Below are 20,661 nucleotides of genomic sequence, written 5' to 3'. Positions count from 1 at the left end.
CACCTCAGGTTCAGAAATCGTTCTGCCTTAGAGTACGGGGTGAATAGCCGAACTCGCGTTTGAAAAGCGTGGAAAAGTGATTGCTGTCACCAAATCCGCATTGATAGGCAATGTCGGTGATGCGCGCCTCGTCGTGCCGCAGCATCTGCCGCGCCTGGAGCAACCGCAGCCGGTTGAGATAACGCTGCGGGGTGTTGCCGGTCTGTTTTTTCATCTGGCGGTGCAGCGTGCGCAACGAGAGGGAAAAACGTTCGGCCAGCTCGTCCCAGTTGATCTCGTCGCTGTAGTGTTCCGCCAGCCAGTCCAGCAGCCGGCGCAGGCGGCCTTCCTGATCGTCGATGGCGGCCGCTGCGCATCCGCGCCGCAGCAGCACCAACAGCTGCATAAACAACAGTTCCTGCTCCGCCAAATGCTCGAGGTTGAACGCTTGGGGCGTCTGTTCCAACCGCTGAATAATCACCTGAACCTGCGTCAGCAGCTTATTGCTGATGCGCCAGTGCGGCAGCGGCCGATCATCCTGTGCCGCCGGCAGCAACTGTTCCAGCCCGGACAGAAAACGAAAGGCGTTGGGGCCGCGGTAGAGCACGTTGGTCAGGTGAAGATTATCGGTCTGTTCATAAAGATGGCGGTCGCAGTCGCGGATAAAACACACGCAGCCGCTGCACAGCGTTTGCGGCCGGCCATTCAGCACGTGGGTGCCGGCACCCTGTTCCACAATCACAATCTCGTGGAAATCATGGTGGTGTTCAGGGAAAGTCAGTTGCGGCACACGTGGCTCAATGGCGACCGGGTACTGGCTTGAAGCGAAGAAATCACTGCCGTGCAGAATAGCCATCTGTTGATCTCCGTTAACGAATCCGTAACAGATACTAAATGAGGCTGCCGGTGGTCGCCTTTAAATTGCGACGCAAAAATGCCGTGCAGCGCGTTCATTTTTTAAGAATGGCAGGGGAAAAGGCCAAAGTGCGCGCAGCGTCACAGGCGGCGGTCAGGGCGGTAAAAGCGCGAAGTGTGAAATGCGTCACGTTAATCTTTGCGGTATTGCCAGCAGCGCAGGCCGGCTGGCAGTGGCGACAAGGTGCGGTTCGCGCAGGATTTTAGACTGATGTCATCGATTCATCAGGAAGCCACGCCATGACCCTTCGCAATATCGTCTCTGTCGATCTCGGCGCCTCCAGCGGCCGCGTCATGCTGGGCTGCTACCGGCCTGACTCTCGGCAAATCACTCTGCATGAAGTCACCCGTTTCAGCAACGGCCTGACCCCGATCGACGGCCATGACTGCTGGGACATCGAAGCGCTGGAGCGGGCGATACGCCAGGGGTTGCGGCAGTTGGATGAACAGGGCATTACGCCGGACAGCATCGGTATTGATGCCTGGGGGGTGGATTATCTGCTGCTGGACGCCGAAGGGCGACGCGTCGGCCTGCCGGTCGCCTATCGCGATGGCCGCACTCATGGCCTGATGCAACAGGCGCAGCGCGAGATCGGTGCCGGGCGGTTGTACCAGCGCACCGGCATCCAGTTTTTGCCTTTCAACACCCTTTACCAGTTGCGCGCTTTTAGCCGGCGTCATCCGGAGCTGGTGCCGCATGTCGCCCATGCTTTATTGATCCCGGACTACCTGCATTATCGGCTCACCGGGCAACTGAACTGGGAATACACCAACGCCACCACGACCCAACTGCTGAATATTCATAGCGGCGAGTGGGATGAGGAGCTGCTGGCCTGGGCCGGGGCGAAAGCGGCCTGGTTTGGCCGCCCGACGGCACCGGGCAACACCGTGGGCCATTGGCGGACGGCGCGCGGCGCGCGGGTGCCGGTGATTGCGGTGGCCTCTCATGATACCGCCAGTGCGGTGCTGGCAACGCCGCTGCAGGATGAGCACGCGGCTTACCTCAGCTCCGGCACCTGGTCATTGATGGGCTTTGAGAGCCGGCAACCTTACACCGACGCCGCGGCGCTGGCGGCCAACGTGACCAACGAAGGCGGTGCGGAAGGGCGTTATCGGGTATTGAAAAACATCATGGGGTTGTGGCTGCTGCAACGGGTGTGCGACGAACTGAATATTGCCGACCTGTGCCGGTTGATCGAGGACGCGGCGGCGCAGCCGGGCTGCCGTTCGCTGATCCATCCCAACGCCCCGCGCTTTATCAACCCGCCGGGCATGGTGCGCGAAATTCAGGATGCCTGCATCGAGCAGGGCATGCCGGCACCGCAAACGCCCGCCGCGCTGGCGCGCTGCATTTTCGACAGCCTGGCGCTGTCGTATCGCCAGGTGTTGGGCGAATTGCAGAGCTTGCGCGGGCAGCCCTTCAGCCGGTTGCATATCGTGGGTGGCGGCAGTCAGAACCCTTTGCTTAACCAGCTGTGCGCAAATGCCTGCGGCATCCCGCTGTCGGCCGGGCCGACAGAAGCCTCGACGCTGGGCAACGTCGGCAGCCAGTTGATCGCGCTGGGGGAGGTGGCGGACGTCGCAACCTTCCGGCGAGTCCTGGCCGCTAACTTTCCTCAACAGATTTTTTCACCGCAGCCCACCGGCCCCCTGGCGGCAGGTTGGTTGCGGTTTCAAACGCTGACTCCCTCGACCAAGGAATTTTGCTTATGACCCGACTTATTGAACAGGCGTTTGCGCTCGCCAGACAGCGCTTTGAGGACGTCGGTATCGACGTTGAGCAGGCGCTGGCTCAGTTGGACCGCATCCCCATCTCCATGCATTGCTGGCAGGGCGACGACGTGCGCGGTTTTGAAAACCCGCAGGGTGCGCTGACCGGCGGCATTCAGGCCACCGGCAACTACCCCGGCAGGGCAACCAACGCCAACCAATTGCGCGCCGATCTGGAGCGTGCGATATCCCTGATCCCGGGGCCGAAGCGGGTGAACCTGCATGCGATCTATCTCGAGAGCGAGACCCCGGTGGAACGCAACGCGATTGAACCGGCGCATTTTCGCCATTGGGTGGAGTGGGCCAGGACTCACCGTCTGGGGCTGGATTTCAATCCAAGCTGCTTTTCGCACCCGCTGAGCAGCGACGGGTTCACCCTGGCGCACGCCGATCCGGCCATCCGCCGTTTCTGGATTGAGCATTGTCAGGCCAGCCGTCGGGTTTCAGCTTATTTCGGCGAGCAGTTAGGCACGCCGTCGGTGATGAATATCTGGGTGCCGGACGGTATGAAAGATCTCACCGTCGATCGCCTGGCGCCGCGCCAGCGCCTGTTGAGTGCGCTGGATGAGGTGATAAGCCAGCCGCTGGATCCCCGTCATCACATTGACGCGGTGGAAAGCAAACTGTTCGGCATTGGCGCGGAAAGCTACACCGTGGGATCCAATGAGTTTTACATGGGCTACGCCACCAGCCGTCAGGTGGCGCTGACGCTGGATGCCGGCCATTTCCACCCGACCGAAGTGATTTCCGACAAAATCTCCACCGCCATGCTGTTCGTGCCGCGCCTGTTGCTGCACGTCAGCCGCCCGGTGCGCTGGGACAGCGACCACGTGGTGCTGCTGGATGACGAAACCCAGGCCATCGCCCATGAGATTGTGCGCCACAACCTGCTGGACAAGGTGCATATCGGCCTCGACTTCTTCGATGCTTCGATCAACCGCATCGCCGCCTGGGTGATCGGCACGCGCAATGCCCGCAAGGCGCTGCTGCGCGCGTTGCTGGAGCCGGTAGAGCTGCTGCGCCGGCTGGAAAGCGACGGTGATTACACCGCGCGGCTGGCGATGCTGGAAGAGCAAAAATCGCTGCCGTGGCAGGCGGTTTGGGAGGCTTACTGCCTGCGCCATGACGTGCCCGCCGATGCCGGCTGGCTGGGCGAAGTCCGCCAGTACGAAAAACAGATCCTCAATCAACGTTAAGGGCGCCGTATGCAACAACTTCTTACTTCATGGTTTGTTCAGGGCATGGTGAAAGCCACCGCGGATATGTGGCTCAAGGGCTGGGACGAACGCAACGGCGGCAACGTCAGCCTGCGTTTGCTGGACGAAGAGGTGCAACCCTACGCCGCCGATTTTTATCCTCAGCCGCGCCGGGTCGAGCTGAGCCGGCCGGCGGTTGAGCTGGCCAACTGCTGGTTCCTGGTGACAGGTTCGGGCAAGTTTTTCCGCAATGTGCAGCTTGATCCCGCCGACAGCCTGGTACTGCTGCGGGTCAGCGAAGACGGCCACGCCTACAGCATTCACTGGGGGCTGACCAACGGCGGCGTGCCGACCTCGGAACTGGCGTCGCATTTTCAGTCGCACTGTGTGCGCAAAACGCTGACCGATGGGCGCGACCGGGTGATCATGCACTGCCATGCCACCAACTTGATTGCCCTGAGCTATGTGCTGGAACTGGATGCGGCGAGCTTCACTCGCCTGCTGTGGGAAGGCAGCACCGAGTGCCTGGTGGTGTTCCCGGACGGTGTCGGCATCGTGCCCTGGATGGTGCCGGGCACTGACGGCATCGGCGAGCAAACCTCGAGGCAGATGCGTTCGCATTCGCTGGTGTTGTGGCCATTCCACGGCATTTTTGCCGCCGGCCCTTCTCTGGACGAAGCCTTCGGCCTGATCGACACGGCAGAAAAATCGGCGCAGGTGCTGGTGAAGGTGTTGTCGATGAATGGCATGAAGCAGACCATCAGCAAAACGCAGTTGATCGCGCTCGGCGAACGTTTCGAGGTGAAACCCTGGGCGGCGGCGCTTAACGTGGAACCTGAGTTATGATCCGCAAGGCGTTTGTGATGCAGGTCTATCCGCATGCTCATGAGGAGTATCAGCGCCGCCATGCGCCGATCTGGCCGGAGCTGGCGCAGACGCTGAAACAGCATGGGGCGCATCATTACAGCATCTTTCTGGATACCGGGCGCAGCCTGTTGTTCGCGGTAGTCGAGATTGAATCTGAGGCGCGCTGGCAGGCGGTGGCCGGCACCGACGTGTGCCAACGCTGGTGGTTGTCGATGCGTGATTTAATGCCGAGCCATGCCGATAATAGCCCGGTGAGCGAGGCGCTGAAACCGGTGTTTTATTTGGCGTAGCGGACAACATAACAAGGCGGGATATTTCCCGCCTTGTCGTCATTCAGGCACTGGCACCGGCAAACGGGTGTATTTTCAACCCATCCAGCGCCAGGGCAGGCACGCAGCGTAGATTGATGGCGCACATCGCCGCGCCGTCCGGGCTTTTAGCGTAGGCAATCGGCCTTCACCGTAAAGGTGACGGCGCCGCAGTGACAGCTTCCTTGAAATGGCATAGGGGGATCACCTGCTGAAAACGTCGGCTCGTTCCATTGCAGTTCGTTTTTTCGCCACCCAGGCCCCTGTGGGACGATAGAGTGATCTGCCTCATTAGAGAACCGGGGAAAGGCTGGTAGGGTAGGGGTTGGCCCAATCACAAGGAGAGAAGGATGTTAGAGCAATACTACCCGGCGACGATGAGCTCCAAACCCGTCACGGACGAACAGCATAAAAGGCTGGTGGCGGTGCAGGCGGCGCTGGAGTTGATTAAGGCCACATTGTCCGATACCAACGACGGCAACGGCGTGGATTTTCAGCTGAAAGCCGCCGAAAAGCACATTGGCCCCATGGCGGATGCCATTCAGGAAGCGTTAAAGTAAATTCCTGCACCCCATCGTCAACCGCCCTTGTGGGCGGTTTTTTGCATTTTGTCCGACATATTCGGATTGTTTGTCATAGAGCGAAGCGGGAAAAGTTGTAAAATCGACCTCAGGATTATCTTAGGAAAGAGCGTGAGGAGAACGTTGATGAAGGATGTGCATATCGCATTGTCGGGCAGCTGTGTGCGGCTGGCTTACCCGGGAGAGGACGTGCTGGATTTTCCCGACAGACTGTCATTTGGGCCGCTGTATGCGCTCGACGACGATAGCGCGGTGCAGGCCAGAACCCGCTGGTTTCGCGATCTGTACCAATCCGTTCATGCACCCGAGTGGGACACCTCTGAGGTGTGTCAGGCGGGTATGACGACGTTAAAGGCGCAGCTTGCCGCCGTCACCGGGCAAGTGACCCTGTGGGTTGGCGATAACGCCGATGAACAGCTGATGCTGCGTGCGTTGCTGCCGCTGCTTGGCGAGCGCCCCCTCTTTGTCGTCAGCGTAACCGAACACACCGGGCGACCGAGCACCCACTGGTGTCCGGCGGAGATGCTGGAACCGCTGTGGATCCGGCGGCGTGAGCTGACGCCGGAAGAGAAAACCGCGCTCACCGTCGACTGGTATCGCCTGCTGGCAGAAAATGCCCAGGTGCGGATCTTCGCGGAAAACGCGCTACAGGGTCAGGCGCAGGATTTTTACGACCGCCAGTTGCTGGATGCCTGCCCCGCAGATTACACGCAGGGTTCGCGGGTGGTGGGCGAAGCTATGGTGAATTCACCCTATCCGGTGGGGGATACCTTTCTTAATTTCCGTTTGTACGCCTTGATTGCACAGGGCGCATTGCAGGCTCAGACCGCCGGTATGAACATGAACCGCATCAAGGTCAGGCAGGCATAAACGCCCTCACACCCTATGACGGTTTTTTTTGTGCCTTTCCCTGTTTTTTTTGTGCCTTTCGGCGGGGAAAGTACGCCAAAGCGGTTTTCTCCACCGAGAGGATCGGCTTATAATGCGCCGCTGACTGTATAAATAAACAGGTGGATTGCATGGCGCTGGTTTTGGATGGTGAAAAAATTGATCGTAACCGGTTTACCGGTGAGAAGATTGAAAACGGCATTTTTCGCAACTGTGATTTCTCGGGGGCTGATCTGACCGGCACCGAGTTTATCGGCTGCCAGTTTTATGATCGCGAGAGCCGGCAAGGCGGCAATTTCAGCCGCGCGTTATTGAAAGACGCCGGCTTCAAAAGCTGCGATTTATCGATGGCGGACTTCAGAAATGCCAGCGCGCTGGGCATTGAAATCCGCGAGTGCCGCGCCCAGGGTGCCGATTTTCGCGGTGCCAGTTTTATGAACATGATCACCACGCGTACCTGGTTCTGCAGTGCTTACATCACCAAAACCAACCTCAGCTACGCCAACTTTTCGAAAGTGGTGCTGGAGAAGTGCGAGCTGTGGGAAAACCGCTGGAATGGGGCGCAGATCCTCGGCGCGACCTTTAGCGGCTCAGATCTCTCCGGGGGCGAATTTTCTTCGTTCGACTGGCGTGCCGCCAACTTTACCCATTGCGACCTGACCAATTCTGAATTGGGCGAGCTGGACGTGCGTGGCATCGATTTGCAAGGGGTCAAGCTGGACAGTTATCAGGCGTTCCAAATCATGGAGCGCCTGGGTATTGCGATTATCGGTTAAGCCTTTGCCGCATTGAGGAGCGTCGGCTTCTCCTGACAGGGCTGGAAAAACTAGCGTGTCGCCGGGGCCAGTGAGTTGATCACTGCATCGGCATTGACCGGAATTTTCCGCGTCGTTACCGGGATGGTGAAACCCGGCTGTTGGGTGAAATAACGGGCGTCTTCATTGACCGGCGTAACAAAAATCGCCAGGTTATCGCTGGCCTGCATCACGCCTTCTGGTTCGAACAGCGCGAACAAAGGGGAGGCGTGCGTATCAGATGAAGAGCAAGCGGAAAGCCAGAAACCGTTTTTACTGGTGTATTGGCACCTGGCCTTTTCACCGGCAATATGGGTGATTTGTTTTTCCAGCAGCGCATTAGCGTTTGACACATAGCTGGGTGGCGTCGGCTGACACCCTGTCAGACTGATAGCAAGGGCTGCCAGAGCCATTGTCTTTTTGTAAATCATAACCATCCCGTGACAATCACTTAGGTAACTATATTAGTACTTCACAATAATGATCCTAACAACGGTGATGCGCCGGTGTCGAGAACTTATTGATTAGTTAAGGTTTTGTTACTAAATCATGACAATTGGATGGGGTTTGTTAACAAGGTACAACTGACAACCCTTCACCTTTATATCAGTAAAGAATCCAGGCAACGGTGGCAAAAAGGGTCATCTGAGCGCGATGTTCAGGCCGTAGATACATGCAGATAAATACTGAGGGTGCCTGCCGTAGTGCAGTTATCTAAACCTAAGCGGATTTTCCCGTTGGTACGCCTCGTGAAAACCGGGCGGTGATTGCATTAGGCCGAAGTCGCCAGGCAGGGCAGCATCCTTGTGAGGATGAGCGGGGCCGATGGTTGGCCCAGCGCATAAATAGCCTTGATAAGACATAACCAAAGCCCCTGGAGGCGGGGGCGGGTATTAATCGACGATAAACAGTCGCGCCCCGCCTGGTGTTGACGAGCGGTGCGGTTCTGCGTCGTCCGCCACCTGATAGCTCATGCCCGGCAGCAGAACAAAGCGTCTGCCATCGGCCAACTCGGTATGCAACTCACCACTCAGACACAGAAGAATATGGCCTTTGGTACACCAATGATCTGCCAGGTAGTCGGCCGTATATTCAACCATTCTTACGCGCAGGTCGCCGAACCGGCGAGTTCGCCAGTAGGCCATGCCGGTAACGCCTGGGTGCTCCGTCGCGGCGATGTCTTGCCAGTCAGTGATGCCGAAGGGGAGGTCGGATATTTTCATGGTTTTTTTCCTGAGATATAGCCTATAAATTGGGCGAATCCGCCACCCTCAACGCAGCAACTGCCGTATTCCCAACCCAACAATCAACGCGCCGCAGATCCTGTCGATATGGGCTTTGCTGCGGCGGTAGGCGCTGGCGATCGGGGCGTGCGACAGCACCAGGACGACCAACCCGTACCAACAACCGGCAATCACCGCCACTTCCGCCAGCATGGCGGCGAAGGTCGCCGCTGAGACGTGCGCCGGGGCCGCTGACGAGAATACCGCCGCGTAGAAGGCGACAGATTTGGGATTGGCAATATTGGTCGCGATACCCTGCAGAAAGGCGACGCGGGCTCCACTTTTTGCACGGGGGCCGGCGTTTATCAAACCCGAGGTGGGCTTGGCCTTGGCGAACAGGCGGCAGCCAAACCAAATCAGATACCCGGCCCCGGCGATCTTGACCGCCATCGCCAGCCAGGGGAACAGGGCAAAAACCAGGCCGATGCCGAGGATTGCTCCGCTGGCCCAGAACAGATTGACCAGCACGATACCGGCTACCAGCGCGAAGGCTTCCGCCCGGCGGGCAGAGACGGCTTTATGCGCTACGGCGACAAAATTGGGGCCAGGCACCACTACGCCAACCACATACAGGGTGAAGACGGCGATTACTGCGGGCATATCGATCATCATGTTACAGCCGATCAGAAAGGAACATATCAGCAGTTTTATAATGAATCGCGGCCACAATCCATCCCGATATCCTGTGGAGAGGGAGATTTTTCTTTCGTCCGTAGGCCGCCTTTCCTGGCGGTGAGTTTTCCGCGCGGGGGAACGTAATAAATTCATAGTGTAAATAAATATAATTATAAATATTCCTTGCTTAAATAATCTGGCTGTGTGTAAATAGCGTCATCGGTTTGTAGTACAGACCTTATGAAAGCAGTTTTAGTAAAGCAGTTCTCAGTATTAGTGATATCCCATAGATACCTCTTCTCCCGCGAATTACCTTCTCTAGTGCCCAATAAGTTTCCAACAAAAACAGACCTCTATCGCCGTATGGCGTCTCAAAATATAAAGGAAATATCTATGTCTACTAAAATGACTGGTTTGGTAAAATGGTTTGATGCGGGTAAAGGCTTTGGTTTTATCTCTCCTGCAGACGGCAGCAAAGACGTGTTCGTACACTTCTCTGCCATTCAGAGCAATGATTTCAAAACTCTTGATGAAGGCCAGCGCGTTGAGTTCACCATCGAAAGTGGTGCAAAAGGCCCTTCAGCAGGCAACGTAGTAGTTTTATAATTTTAAGGTAATGTTTTATTTCTTGCGATAGCGATGATGGTTTAAGCCGGAGCGGATAAGAAATAAAAGCGTTGCCCGAATAAACTCCGGGATTACCCGGAGTTTATCTAAATATGAATATTTCGCGCTATTTTAGTTGCGGTAAATATTCTCAACAGAAAAACAGATTGGCGTCGCCGCCTTAATAACGACACTGATTCAGTCTTTTTTTCTGTTGTGAAAAAGTTGTGCTTAGGCTGCGTAACGTTGGAGTGTTCGATGGACGCTTACGCCATAACATGACAGCCGGGAAAGTAACCGGCAAACATTGATGACCCTGGCTAAACGCCGGGGTTTTTTTATGCCTGTCGATCAGAATACACAGTTCCATGACCAGACCCATCGGGGCCAGGCAAGCGCTAATCTTGGCGCTGAACTAAACTTGAACTGTATAAGAAACGAGTGAAAGGCCCCTGTCGGGGGCACCATTTCTGTTCATCAGCGCAATGTGGAGGGCAGCATCATGGCTTATCAACATATCGTTGTCGCAACCGATCTCAGCGAAGACGCGGAGTTTCTGCTCGGTAAAGGCGCCAGGCTGGCCGACGCGCTCAATGCCAGGCTATCCCTGATCTATATCGATATCCACCATACCGGTTATTACGCCGAACTGGGCGTGGGTGAATACAACTACACTGACCGCACTTTTTCGGAACGCGCGAAAAATATGCTGAATGCGATCAAGGGCCAGTCATCCTATCCGGTCGAGGAGGTGATTATCGGGCGTGGCGAGTTGACGGAAGAGCTGAACAGGGCGGTGAAGGCGAAGGGCATTGATTTGGTGATTTTTGGTCATCACCAGGATATCTGGAGCCGGCTGATGTCATCGGCGCGACAGGCCATCAACCACCTGCAGGTTGATCTGCTGGTGGTCCCCATCGACAAAAAATAAGCTTGTTCATCGCCGTCGCTAAACGAAGCGGCGGCGATTTCCTATTACTGCCGCTTATCCAACGAGCGGCGGTATAGGGACGTTATTGAACTTATAGATTGCTGATGATTCCTTGTTGAAATAGTCCCGTTGCTTGATTTTATCAATGCTATCAAAGCATTGGCTTAATTCTGATAATGCCCGGCTTTATGTGCTGAATTGTCAGGAGATACCTCTTTATGATTAATAAAGCGCACGTTTTGACTGGCCCTTGCCCTCCATGAGTTTTATCCTCGGAACTCAGCAGGATTTGTATGATTTATAGAAATATATTCACATGGAGGAGGTCTCATGCGTTTCGACAATAAAGTGGTAGTGATCACCGGAGCAGGCAACGGAATGGGGGAAGCGGCAGCACGCCGGTTTTCCGCCGAGGGGGCCGTGGTGGTGCTGGCGGACTGGGCGAAGGACGCGGTAGATGCCGTTGCCGCTTCGCTGCCGAAAGGCAGGGCGATGGCGGTGCACATCGACGTTTCCGACCCGGTTGCGGTTGAAAAAATGATGAACGAGGTGGCGGCGAAGTTGGGCCGTATCGACGTGCTGCTGAACAATGCCGGCGTGCATGTGGCGGGTACCGTGCTGGAAACCAGCGTAGCCGACTGGCGGCGCATCGCCGGGGTGGATATCGACGGTGTGGTGTTCTGCTCAAAATTCGCGATGCCCCATCTGCTGAAAACCAAGGGCTGTATCGTCAACACCGCCTCGGTATCCGGCCTGGGCGGCGACTGGGGGGCGGCTTATTACTGCGCGGCGAAAGGGGCGGTGGTCAACCTGACGCGCGCCATGGCGTTGGATCACGGCGGTGACGGCGTACGCGTGAATTCGGTGTGCCCGAGCCTGGTAAAAACCAATATGACCAATGGCTGGCCGCAGGAGATCCGCGACAAGTTCAACGAGCGTATTGCGTTGGGGCGTGCGGCAGAGCCGGAAGAAGTGGCGGCGGTGATGGCGTTTCTGGCCAGCGACGACGCCAGCTTTATCAACGGCGCCAACATCCCGGTTGACGGCGGCGCGACCGCATCAGACGGTCAACCGAAGATCGTATAACCATGAGTACGGAGGCCCGGCACGCCGGGCCCCTCAGCATCACACCCCAATCCGATCCCGCAGCGTATAGTAGGCTGCGCCAATCGCGGTGAACGGGATTTGCAGGTTGCGGCCACCGAAGAACGGCAGGTGCGGCAACTTGGCAAAGGCATCGAAACGCTCCGCATCGCCGCGCATCAGTTCGGCAATCAACTTGCCCGCCAGATGGGTACAGGTCACGCCGTGGCCGCTGTAGCCCTGCATGTAATACACATTATTCTCCAGCCGGCCGAATTGCGGCATGCGCGACAGCGTGAGCAGGAAGTTGCCGGTCCAGCGGTAGTCGATGCGTACGCCTTTCAACTGCGGGAAGGTTTTCAACAGTTTTGGCCGAATCAGATTATCGATATCGTCCGGATCGCGCGCGCCATACACCACGCCGCCACCGTACAGCAGGCGGTTATCGCCGGTAATGCGGTAATAATCCAGCAGGTAGTTGCAGTCTTCCACGCAGTAGTTCTGCGGAATGAGCGACTGCGCGACTTCCGGCGCCAGCGGTTCGGTAGCGACCACCTGCGTGCCGCACGGCATGCTGCGTTTCGCCAACCTGGGTTCCAGCTTATCGCCCAGGTAAGCATTACCGGCCACAATCACATAGCGCGCTTTCACCTGGCCGCCTGCGGTACTGACCAGCGCGGGTTCACCGTGGCGGATGTCGGTCACTGCCGACTGCTCGAAGATGCGCCCGCCCTGCAGGCGAATCGCCTCGGCTTCGCCGAGCGCCAGATTCAGCGGATGAATATGGCCGCCGCTGTGATCCAGCAGCGCACCGACGTAGCGTTCGCTGTTCACTTCCTCACGGATGCGCCCGGCGTCCAGCAGCTCCAGCTGGGTATTGCCGTAGCGCTCCCAATTTTGTTTCTGCTCGATCAGCGCATGATATTGCCGGTTGTTCAGCGCCGCGAAGATGCCGCCGGGGCGATAGTCGCATTCGATGGCGTATCGCTTGATACGGCTGCGAATGATCTCTGCGCCTTCGAACATCATGCTGCCGAGCACCCGGGCGCTTTCTGCGCCATAGCGTTCTTCGATGACGTCAATGTCGCGGCTGTAGGAATTCACCAACTGGCCGCCGTTACGGCCGCTGGCGCCGAAGCCGATGCGGGCGGATTCCAGCACCACCACGTTGTAGCCGGCCTCAACCAGGAACAGCGCAGAAGACAGACCTGTGTAGCCGCCGCCGACGATGCAAACGTCGCATTCAATAGATTCATTCAGTTGCGGCCAGGGCTGATGGCTGTTGGCCGAAGCCGCATAATAGCTTTTTACGTGTTCAGTCATGATGGGTGCCCTTATTCCAGCGAAATCCAGGTGGTTTTCAGTTCGGTGAATTTATCCAGCGCATGCAGCGATTTGTCGCGGCCATTGCCGCTTTGCTTGTAGCCGCCAAACGGCACTGTCATGTCTCCGTCGTTGTAGTTATTGACGAAAACCGAACCGGCTTTCAACTGGCGAGCCATGCGGTGGGCGCGGGACAGGTCGCGCGTCCAGACGGCGGCGCCCAGGCCATACTCGCTGTCGTTGGCTAACTGCAATGCCTGTTGTTCGTCGTTAAAGGAGGTTACCGCCAGTACCGGACCGAAAATCTCATCGCGCGCCACGCTCATGGTGTTATCCACCTGGGTGAGAATGGTTGGGCCGAGATAACCGGCATGGCCGCTGCGCGGGTGCTCGCGGCCATCAAGGAACAGCGCCGCGCCCTGGCTCAACCCTTGCTCGATATAATCGGCCACTTTTTCACAGTGGGCCTGATCGATCAGCGTGCCCATCACCGTGGCCGGATCGAGCGGATCCCCCGGCATAAAGGCTGCCGCATGCTTGCGCAGGGCTTGCAAGAATTCCTGCTGAATGCTCTCTTCCACCAGCAGCCGGGTGCCGGCGATACACACTTGCCCCTGGTTGTAGAAGATACCCGCCGCCGCGCCCTGTGCCGCTTTGTCCAGATCCGGGCAGTCGGCAAAAATGATATTGGCGCTTTTGCCGCCGGCTTCCAGCCATACGCGTTTCATATTGGATTGGCCGGCATAGATCATCAGCTGTTTGGCGACCAGGGTGGAGCCGGTGAAGGTGAGGGCGTCGACGTCGTTATGCAGCGCCAGCGCCTTGCCCGCATCCTGGCCGTAACCGGGGATGATGTTCAGCACGCCGTCCGGCAGCCCGGCCTGTTGCGCCAGCTTGCCCAGATAGATCGCGCTCAGCGGGGATTTCTCCGAAGGTTTGAGGATCACGCTATTGCCGGTGGCCAGCGCCGGACCGAGTTTCCAGCAGGCCAGCAGCAGCGGGAAGTTCCAGGGTACGATAGCGCCAACTACCCCGATCGGCTCGCGTTCGATCAACGCCAGTGCGTCGCCGCCGGTGGGGGCTATTTCGCCGTAGACCTTGTCGACAGCTTCGGCGTACCAGCGCAGACAGCGGATAGCGCCGGGCACGTCGTCGCGCAGGCTGTGGAGGATCGGCTTGCCGGTATCCAGCGTTTCCAGCAGTGCCAGTTCCTCGTGGTGTTGCTCCATCAATGCCGCCAGTTGCAGCAAGGTAGCCTTGCGTTGCGCCGGTGCGGCCCGTGACCAGTCGCCGCGTTCAAACACCTCGCGCGCCGCGCTGACCGCCAGATCGATATCGGCGCTGCTCCCCCGCGCCACCTGCGTCAATTCGCGCTGAGCGGCAGGATCCTCCAGGGTAAAGGTTTCGCCTTCAGCGGCCTGTTGATAACGGCCATTAATAAACAGTCGGTTCTCAATATTCAGGGCTTGCGCCCGGTGTTGCCAATACTGCAGGTGATGGAAGTCCATGCCTTGCTCCGTTGATCAGAATGTCGTCGGCGTATGGGCGCTGATAATCCGGCAAATCCGCGCCGACGTGTTGCTGAAACTGTGGGGAATGCCGGTGTTGATGGCGTAGCTCTGGCCGGCCAGCAGGTGATAGTTCTGCCCGTTGACCTGCAACAGCACTTCGCCTTCCAGCAGCGTGCCTATCTCTTCCCCCTGATGTTTGATGCGTTCGCCGGTGGTGGTACCCGGTTCGTAGGTTTCGATCATCATCGCCAGCGTGCGGTTGGGGTCGCCGTTGTGAATCAGCTTCATCGACACCCCCTGGCTGCCAATCTCGATCAGGTCTTCATGATCGATGACAATCCGCGTCTCATCCGGTTTTTCCGGCTCGGCGAAAAACGCCGACAGCGACAGCCCATACACCGTCAGCAGCTTTTGCAGCGTACTGATGGCCGGGCTGACCTTGTCCTGCTCGATAGTGCTGATGGCGCTGTGGGTTAATCCAGACAGTTCGGCGGCGCGGCGCTGTGACAACCCTAATTGCTGGCGGATCTGCGACAGACGTTTTCCCGGTGCCAAGCTGACATCGCTCATAGGCGTTTTTCCTTTTGGTAGTGCCGGCAAGCGGTAATGAAGCCATCAAACAACAGGCGTGACAGGGCGTACTCCTCACTGTTCCATTCCGGGTGCCATTGCACGCCCAGCGCGAAGGGCTGGTCACGCAGGCTGATCGCCTCCACCAGCCCATCGGCGGCGTGGGCTTCGATGCGGACGTTGGGGCCGAGGGTTTTTGACCCTTGCCCGTGCAGTGAGTTAACCCAGAATCTGTTGCAATCCGGTATCAGTTGCGAAAGCAGCCCGCCGTCCTGAACGATGACTTCGTGGGCGGGGGCGTATTGTTGATCCAGCGGCAGGTCGTGATCTTCACGGTGTTCGAGCAGTTCGGGCAGTTCAAACAATCGACGATGCAAAGTGCCTTGGGTGGCGACCACCATTTCCTGCATGCCGCGGCAAATGGCGAAAAGGGGAATGCGCCTGTCGAGCGCATGACGGATCAGCGCCAGGCTCAATTCATCTCGCCCGGGATCGGCGTCAGGCTCATCGCCGTTTTCACCATAAAGGTGCGGCTGCACGTTACTGGGGCTGCCGGGCAGCAAAATGCCATCGAGGTGCGGCAGCAATTCTTCCAGCAGTGCGGGCTCCGCCAGCGCGTGCGGCAGGGCGATCGGCAGCCCTCCGGCGGTGATTACTGCATTCAGGTACTTTTCTTGCAAGGTCTGGGTGAGATGCTCGTTTAACCTATACCTGCACATCACTACGCCGACCATCGGTCTGTTAAATATATTGCCCATGCTATCCCCTTGGGTTGTTCGAAATTATGAACGATAAGCTTCTCCAGTGCCGTTTTCGTTCAATATTTTATAAATCTAGCAGTCAAATGGGCAATATTCAAACTCAAATTAACACTTGCAAAACAAATTTGTTGCAACTATGTTTCATTGGTGGGCATTATATTGAACGCGATGGTCAAAAAATATCGATGGCAATAGGTGTGGGAACCACAGACAAAAACATAAATGGCGGGTGAATCATGCAGACCAACATAGTAGAAGTGGAAAACTTTGTTCAGCACAACGAAGAAAGGCGAAGTAGCGCGTTCCAGCGTGAAGTGAAGCAGTACCTGGAACGTTATCCATTGACTCAGCACGTTGACGTTCTGCTGACCGATCTCAACGGCAGCTTCCGCGGCAAACGCATACCCGTCAGTGGCCTGAGCAAGCTGGAGAAGGGCTGTTACTTCCCGGCGTCGGTGTTTGCGATGGATATTCTCGGCAACGTAGTGGAAGAAGCCGGGCTGGGGCAGGAACTGGGCGAGCCGGATCATATCTGTGTCCCGGTGCCGGGCACGCTGACGCCGTCGGCGGCGGATCCGCAATATATCGGCCAGGTACTGCTCACCATGCTGGATGAAGATGGTACTCCCTTTGACGTTGAACCGCGTAATGTGCTGAACCGAGTGTGGCAGCGTTTGCGTCAGCGCGGGCTTTCCCCCGTAGTAGCGGTAGAGTTGGAGTTCTATCTCATTGATCGCCAGCGCGACTCGGAAGGCTATCTTCAGCCGCCGTGTGCGCCAGGCACTCAGGAGCGCAATACCCAGAGCCAGGTGTATTCCGTCGACAACCTTAATCACTTCGCCGACGTGCTGAGCGACATCGACGAGCTGGCGCGCTTGCAGGGCATCCCGGCGGACGGCGCGGTGGCGGAAGCCTCACCGGGCCAGTTTGAGGTAAATCTGCATCATACCGATAACGTTCTGCAAGCCTGCGACCACGCGTTGGCGCTGAAGCGCCTGATCCGCATGGTGGCGGAAAACCACAATATGCACGCCACCTTTATGGCCAAGCCGTATGAAGAACATGCCGGCAGCGGCATGCACGTGCATATCAGCATGCTCGACAAACAGGGCAACAACGTATTGGCCGATGACGACGGCGAGGATTCCGCGTTGCTGAAGCAGGCGCTGGCGGGGATGATCGCCCTGATGCCTTCTTCTATTGCGTTGCTGGCGCCCAACGTTAACGCCTATCGCCGCTTCCAGCCGGGCATGTACGTGCCGACCCAGGCTTCCTGGGGCCATAACAACCGCACCGTGGCGCTGCGCATCCCCTGCGGCGATCGCGATAACCACCGCGTGGAGTACCGCGTGGCCGGCGCCGATGCCAACCCTTATCTGGTGATGGCGACCATTTTGGCGGGGATTGTTTACGGGCTGGAAACGCCGTTGCCGCTGCAAGAGCCGGTGACCGGCAACGGATTGGAACAGGAGGGACTGGCGTTCCCGATCCGCCAGAGCGATGCGCTGTACGAGTTCGAGCACCAGCCGGTGTTGAATGCGCTGCTCGGCGAAAGGTTCAGCCATGTTTACCTGGCCTGTAAAACGGATGAAATGGTGCAGTTCGAGCGCCTGATCACCGAAACCGAAATCGAGTGGATGCTGAAAAACGCCTGACCCCGCTCAATCCGAACCTACCGCGCGCGTCTGGCGCATTGCGCCGGCTATCCTGTGGCCTGCGAAGCTGCGCGCCGCGGTACCGCATTTCTTCCATTCAGGCGTACAGGACGCCGGCGAGGAAATAACCATGACAGCCATTATTTTTCCGTCAGTCAGCGCGGGCGCTTGCCCGTGCCGCAGTGAATACGGGCCATCCGCAGGCCTTCGCTATCGCTTTTTCCGCCGCCCGAGCAGCAGTTTCCCCGGGGCCTCTCTGAATGACGTTAAACGGTTACCAGCAGAGGACAACGAGGGGAAGCGCTATGACGATTAATGCTACTGACTGTAATCCGGCGGCCAAGCCGCAACTGCGCAAAACCCTCAAGCTGTGGCAGGTGGTGATGATGGGCCTGGCGTATCTGACGCCGATGACGGTGTTCGATACTTTCGGCATCGTGTCCGGCGTCACCGACGGCCATGTGCCTGCTTCCTACCTGTTTGCGCTGGCCGGGGTGCTGTTTACCGCCATCAGCTACGGCAAGCTGGTACGCCAGTTCCCGACCGCCGGCTCGGCTTACACCTATGCGCAGAAAGCGATCAACCCGCACGTCGGCTTTCTGGTCGGCTGGTCCTCGCTGCTGGATTATCTGTTCTTGCCGATGATCAACACGCTGCTGGCGAAAATTTACCTGACTGCGCTGTTCCCCGAGGTGCCGCCCTGGATGTGGGTAGTGGGGTTCGTGATCATCATGACGGCGATTAACCTGAAAAGCGTCAATCTGGTGGCCAACTTCAATACGTTGTTCGTACTGGCCCAGGTGGCGATTATTCTGGTGTTTATCTATCTGGTGGTGCAAGGACTGCACAACGGCGAAGGGGTAGGAAGGGTATGGAGTTTGCAGCCGTTCATCAGTGAGAACGCGCATCTGTTGCCGATTATCACCGGCGCTACCATCCTGTGTTTCTCGTTCCTCGGTTTCGATGCGGTCACCACCCTGTGTGAAGAAACGCCCAATGCCGCCAAGGTGATCCCGCGTGCAATCTTCCTTACCGCGCTGTACGGCGGGGTGATCTTTATCAGCGTATCGTTCTTTATCCAGCTGTTTTTCCCTTCCATTCAACGTTTTCAGCAGCCGGATGCGGCGCTGCCGGAAATCGCACTGTACGTGGGTGGCAAGCTGTTCCAGGCCATCTTCCTTTGCACCACCTTTATCAACACGCTGGCTTCCGGCCTGGCTTCGCACGCCAGCGTTTCACGGCTGTTGTACGTGATGGGGCGCGATAACGTGTTCCCGGAAAAATTCTTCGGTTATATCCACCCGAAATGGCGTACGCCGGCATTGAACGTGCTGATGGTTGGGCTGGTGGCGCTGTCCGCGCTGTCTTTTGATCTGGTCACCGCCACGGCGCTGATCAACTTCGGCGCGCTGGTGGCCTTCACCTTCGTTAATCTGTCGGTCATCAGCCATTTCTTTATTCGCGAGAGGCGCAACAAAAGCTGGAAGGACCGTTTCAACTACCTGATCCTGCCGCTGATTGGTGCGTTGACGGTGGCGGTGCTGTGGTTGAACCTGGAAAAAAGTTCTCTGACCATGGGGTTGATCTGGGCGGCACTGGGCTTTGCTTATCTGGTGTACCTCACCCGGCGTTTCCGCCAGCCACCGCCGCAGTTTGAGCGGCAGCCGCAGCAATAGCGAAATCAGGCGGGTTTTCCCGCCTTTCTTTTTCTGCCATCCGGCAGTAGAGTGAAAATTCCGATAAAAAATAACCCATTGGATCGCTTTCATGTTTTCTTTACCCACCCCATACAAAGCCACGCTGCTCGGTTTATTGGCGATCCTGCTGTGGAGCAGCGTCGTTGGCCTGATCCGCAGCGTTAGCGAAGGGTTGGGGCCTATCGGCGGCGCGGCGATGATCTACAGCGTCAGTGCACTGTTTTTGTTGCTGGTGCTCCGCCTGCCGAATCTGCGCCATTTTCCCCGCCTTTATCTGATCCTCGGCAGCCTGTTGTTTGTCAGTTATGAGATCTGCCTGTCGCTGTCGCTGGGCTATGCCAATACCCGGTTGCAGGCGATAGAAGTGGGGATGATCAACTATCTCTGGCCCTGTTTTACCGTGCTGATGGCGCTGGTGTTCAATGGGCAAAAAGCCAAATGGTGGTTGTTGCCCGGGCTGTTGTTGTCGCTGTTCGGCATTGGCTGGATCATGAGCGGTGAGGGCGGATGGTCGCCGGCGCAGATGCTGGAGAATGTGCGCAGTAACCCGCTGAGTTATTCGCTGGCTTTTGGCGGTGCAGTGATTTGGGCGCTGTACTGCAACCTGACCAAAAAAATTGCGCAGGGCAGCAACGGCGTGGTGCTGTTTATTACGCTGACCGCCGTGGCGCTGTGGCTGAAATATGCCTTCAGCGACGAAAGCGGCATGCAGTTTACCTGGCCGGTGAGTTTGACGCTGCTGTGTGCCGGTATGGCGATGGGCGCCGGTTATGCGGCGTGGAATGTCGGCATTTTGCACGGCAACATGACGCTGTTGGCGACGGTATCCTATTTTACACCGGTGCTGTCGGCGGTATTTGCCGCGCTGGTGCTCGATACTTCGCTGACGGTCAGTTTCTGGCAGGGCGTGGTGATGGTCACGCTCGGTTCGCTGATCTGCTGGCGGGCAACCCGTGGAAAGTAACGGAAATTATCAGTCGACCCTGGGATGTTGGACTAGAATTTAACTAGCGATAGTGCCTGAAGGATCATAAAAATGAGAAACGATATCCAATTCATTCAGCAGCCAGTGATTGACGATGAAAACTATATGCGCGGTGATACAGTGCGCCTGACCACCGCTAACTTGCGCCATGAATACCAGCTTGATGTCGGCATACTGCGCCGGGAAGGCAAGTTGATTTTCGGCTCGGTGGTTGCCGCTGCGCCGAAGGTGGACATCCCACCTAAAGAGTGGGAGGTGGCACCGGGGCAGGAGGTGGTTTTCCGCCAGGAAAATATTGCCAAAGCGGTGCCGGGTGCACGCTGAAGGGTGGGGGCCCGTTCTG

General features: G+C 57.4%; 23 protein-coding genes. 14 read left to right on the top strand and 9 right to left on the bottom strand.

Translation table 11 applies throughout. The features are described 5' to 3' along the window. Positions 1-10 precede the first annotated feature (10 nt). On the bottom strand, positions 11-835 hold the full coding sequence (rhaS, locus tag D4100_RS04155) for an HTH-type transcriptional activator RhaS (RefSeq protein ID WP_119803203.1): 825 nt from the start codon (positions 833-835) through the stop codon (positions 11-13). A 299-nt stretch (positions 836-1,134) separates the two neighbouring features. Here rhaS and rhaB point away from each other — a divergent pair, with 299 nt between their 5' ends. The 7 genes from rhaB (at position 1,135) to D4100_RS04120 (ending at position 7,280) form a co-directional block, all read left to right on the top strand. Further along, on the top strand, positions 1,135-2,607 hold the full coding sequence (gene rhaB / locus D4100_RS04150) for a rhamnulokinase (RefSeq protein WP_119803201.1): 1,473 nt from the start codon (positions 1,135-1,137) through the stop codon (positions 2,605-2,607). Next, positions 2,604-3,860 (top strand): L-rhamnose isomerase, encoded by a 1,257-nt coding sequence (locus D4100_RS04145; protein ID WP_119803199.1) that lies wholly within the window; start codon positions 2,604-2,606, stop codon positions 3,858-3,860. Before rhaB ends, D4100_RS04145 begins: the two co-directional genes overlap by 4 nt. A 9-nt stretch (positions 3,861-3,869) precedes the next feature. Then, the gene (rhaD, locus tag D4100_RS04140; protein ID WP_119803197.1) at positions 3,870-4,706 is read left to right on the top strand and encodes a rhamnulose-1-phosphate aldolase; all 837 of its coding nucleotides are present in this window, start codon (positions 3,870-3,872) and stop codon (positions 4,704-4,706) included. Beyond that, on the top strand, positions 4,703-5,017 hold the full coding sequence (gene rhaM, locus D4100_RS04135; protein ID WP_006320484.1) for an L-rhamnose mutarotase: 315 nt from the start codon (positions 4,703-4,705) through the stop codon (positions 5,015-5,017). Before rhaD ends, rhaM begins: the two co-directional genes overlap by 4 nt. A gap of 368 nt (positions 5,018-5,385) precedes the next feature. Further along, on the top strand, positions 5,386-5,595 hold the full coding sequence (locus D4100_RS04130; protein ID WP_004943339.1) for a hypothetical protein: 210 nt from the start codon (positions 5,386-5,388) through the stop codon (positions 5,593-5,595). Positions 5,596-5,742: 147 nt separating this feature from the next. After that, complete coding sequence (locus tag D4100_RS04125) at positions 5,743-6,486, top strand: DUF3658 domain-containing protein (protein ID WP_006320481.1); 744 nt, start codon at positions 5,743-5,745, stop codon at positions 6,484-6,486. Positions 6,487-6,635: 149 nt separating this feature from the next. Further along, on the top strand, positions 6,636-7,280 hold the full coding sequence (locus D4100_RS04120; RefSeq protein WP_006320480.1) for a Qnr family pentapeptide repeat protein: 645 nt from the start codon (positions 6,636-6,638) through the stop codon (positions 7,278-7,280). Positions 7,281-7,330: 50 nt separating this feature from the next. Here the strand turns inward: D4100_RS04120 and D4100_RS04115 are convergent, their stop codons facing one another. The 3 genes from D4100_RS04115 to D4100_RS04105 form a co-directional block, all read right to left on the bottom strand. After that, entirely contained in the window at positions 7,331-7,651 is a 321-nt protein-coding gene (locus tag D4100_RS04115) for a hypothetical protein (RefSeq protein ID WP_237141130.1), read from the bottom strand. Between the two features lie 540 nt (positions 7,652-8,191). Next, positions 8,192-8,521: a DHCW motif cupin fold protein gene (locus tag D4100_RS04110; RefSeq protein WP_006320478.1), complete on the bottom strand. Its 330-nt coding sequence runs from the start codon at positions 8,519-8,521 to the stop codon at positions 8,192-8,194. Between the two features lie 48 nt (positions 8,522-8,569). Further along, a complete protein-coding gene (locus tag D4100_RS04105) occupies positions 8,570-9,190 on the bottom strand; it encodes a LysE family transporter (RefSeq protein ID WP_006320475.1) in 621 nt (206 codons plus the stop codon). A 399-nt stretch (positions 9,191-9,589) separates the two neighbouring features. Between D4100_RS04105 and cspE the strand changes: the two genes are divergently transcribed. The 3 genes from cspE to budC all read left to right on the top strand — a co-directional run bounded on the left by cspE (position 9,590) and on the right by budC (position 11,819). Beyond that, positions 9,590-9,802 carry a transcription antiterminator/RNA stability regulator CspE gene (gene cspE, locus D4100_RS04100; protein WP_004943356.1) on the top strand — a complete coding sequence of 71 codons (213 nt, stop codon included), beginning with the start codon at positions 9,590-9,592 and terminating at the stop codon, positions 9,800-9,802. A gap of 502 nt (positions 9,803-10,304) precedes the next feature. Then, positions 10,305-10,733 carry a universal stress protein gene (locus tag D4100_RS04095; RefSeq protein WP_006320473.1) on the top strand — a complete coding sequence of 143 codons (429 nt, stop codon included), beginning with the start codon at positions 10,305-10,307 and terminating at the stop codon, positions 10,731-10,733. 330 nt (positions 10,734-11,063) lie between these two features. Beyond that, positions 11,064-11,819, top strand: coding sequence for a meso-2,3-butanediol dehydrogenase (gene budC / locus D4100_RS04090; protein ID WP_006320465.1), 756 nt, complete (start codon positions 11,064-11,066; stop codon positions 11,817-11,819). Positions 11,820-11,858: 39 nt separating this feature from the next. Here budC and D4100_RS04085 read toward each other — a convergent pair whose 3' ends face one another. From D4100_RS04085 to puuD, 4 genes are read right to left on the bottom strand one after another with little or no spacing between them, the layout of a single operon-like run. Further along, the gene (locus D4100_RS04085) at positions 11,859-13,139 is read right to left on the bottom strand and encodes an NAD(P)/FAD-dependent oxidoreductase (protein ID WP_119803195.1); all 1,281 of its coding nucleotides are present in this window, start codon (positions 13,137-13,139) and stop codon (positions 11,859-11,861) included. Between the two features lie 11 nt (positions 13,140-13,150). Then, positions 13,151-14,647: an aldehyde dehydrogenase PuuC gene (puuC, locus tag D4100_RS04080; protein ID WP_119803193.1), complete on the bottom strand. Its 1,497-nt coding sequence runs from the start codon at positions 14,645-14,647 to the stop codon at positions 13,151-13,153. Positions 14,648-14,662: 15 nt separating this feature from the next. Next, positions 14,663-15,220, bottom strand: coding sequence for an HTH-type transcriptional regulator PuuR (puuR, locus tag D4100_RS04075; protein WP_006320460.1), 558 nt, complete (start codon positions 15,218-15,220; stop codon positions 14,663-14,665). After that, positions 15,217-15,978 carry a gamma-glutamyl-gamma-aminobutyrate hydrolase gene (gene puuD / locus D4100_RS04070; protein WP_006320459.1) on the bottom strand — a complete coding sequence of 254 codons (762 nt, stop codon included), beginning with the start codon at positions 15,976-15,978 and terminating at the stop codon, positions 15,217-15,219. Before puuD ends, puuR begins: the two co-directional genes overlap by 4 nt. Before the next feature lie 239 nt (positions 15,979-16,217). Here puuD and D4100_RS04065 point away from each other — a divergent pair, with 239 nt between their 5' ends. After that, complete coding sequence (locus tag D4100_RS04065; protein ID WP_006320458.1) at positions 16,218-17,636, top strand: glutamine synthetase family protein; 1,419 nt, start codon at positions 16,218-16,220, stop codon at positions 17,634-17,636. Positions 17,637-17,642: 6 nt separating this feature from the next. Here the strand turns inward: D4100_RS04065 and D4100_RS25945 are convergent, their stop codons facing one another. After that, positions 17,643-17,777: a hypothetical protein gene (locus D4100_RS25945; RefSeq protein ID WP_257784493.1), complete on the bottom strand. Its 135-nt coding sequence runs from the start codon at positions 17,775-17,777 to the stop codon at positions 17,643-17,645. A gap of 164 nt (positions 17,778-17,941) precedes the next feature. On the opposite strand from D4100_RS25945, the gene D4100_RS04055 reads away from it, so the two are divergent. From D4100_RS04055 to D4100_RS04045, 3 genes are all read left to right on the top strand, one after another. Beyond that, on the top strand, positions 17,942-19,312 hold the full coding sequence (locus tag D4100_RS04055) for an APC family permease (RefSeq protein ID WP_006320456.1): 1,371 nt from the start codon (positions 17,942-17,944) through the stop codon (positions 19,310-19,312). 91 nt (positions 19,313-19,403) lie between these two features. Then, positions 19,404-20,297 carry an aromatic amino acid DMT transporter YddG gene (gene yddG / locus D4100_RS04050; RefSeq protein WP_006320454.1) on the top strand — a complete coding sequence of 298 codons (894 nt, stop codon included), beginning with the start codon at positions 19,404-19,406 and terminating at the stop codon, positions 20,295-20,297. Positions 20,298-20,369: 72 nt separating this feature from the next. Continuing rightward, positions 20,370-20,642: a hypothetical protein gene (locus D4100_RS04045; protein ID WP_006320443.1), complete on the top strand. Its 273-nt coding sequence runs from the start codon at positions 20,370-20,372 to the stop codon at positions 20,640-20,642. Positions 20,643-20,661: the final 19 nt, after the last annotated feature.

Origin of the sequence: Serratia inhibens, assembly GCF_003591175.1 — a bacterium.
GTDB lineage: Bacteria > Pseudomonadota > Gammaproteobacteria > Enterobacterales > Enterobacteriaceae > Serratia > Serratia inhibens.
Note: the sequence above shows the minus strand (reverse complement) of the source record. Positions and strands in the feature narration are given on the sequence as shown.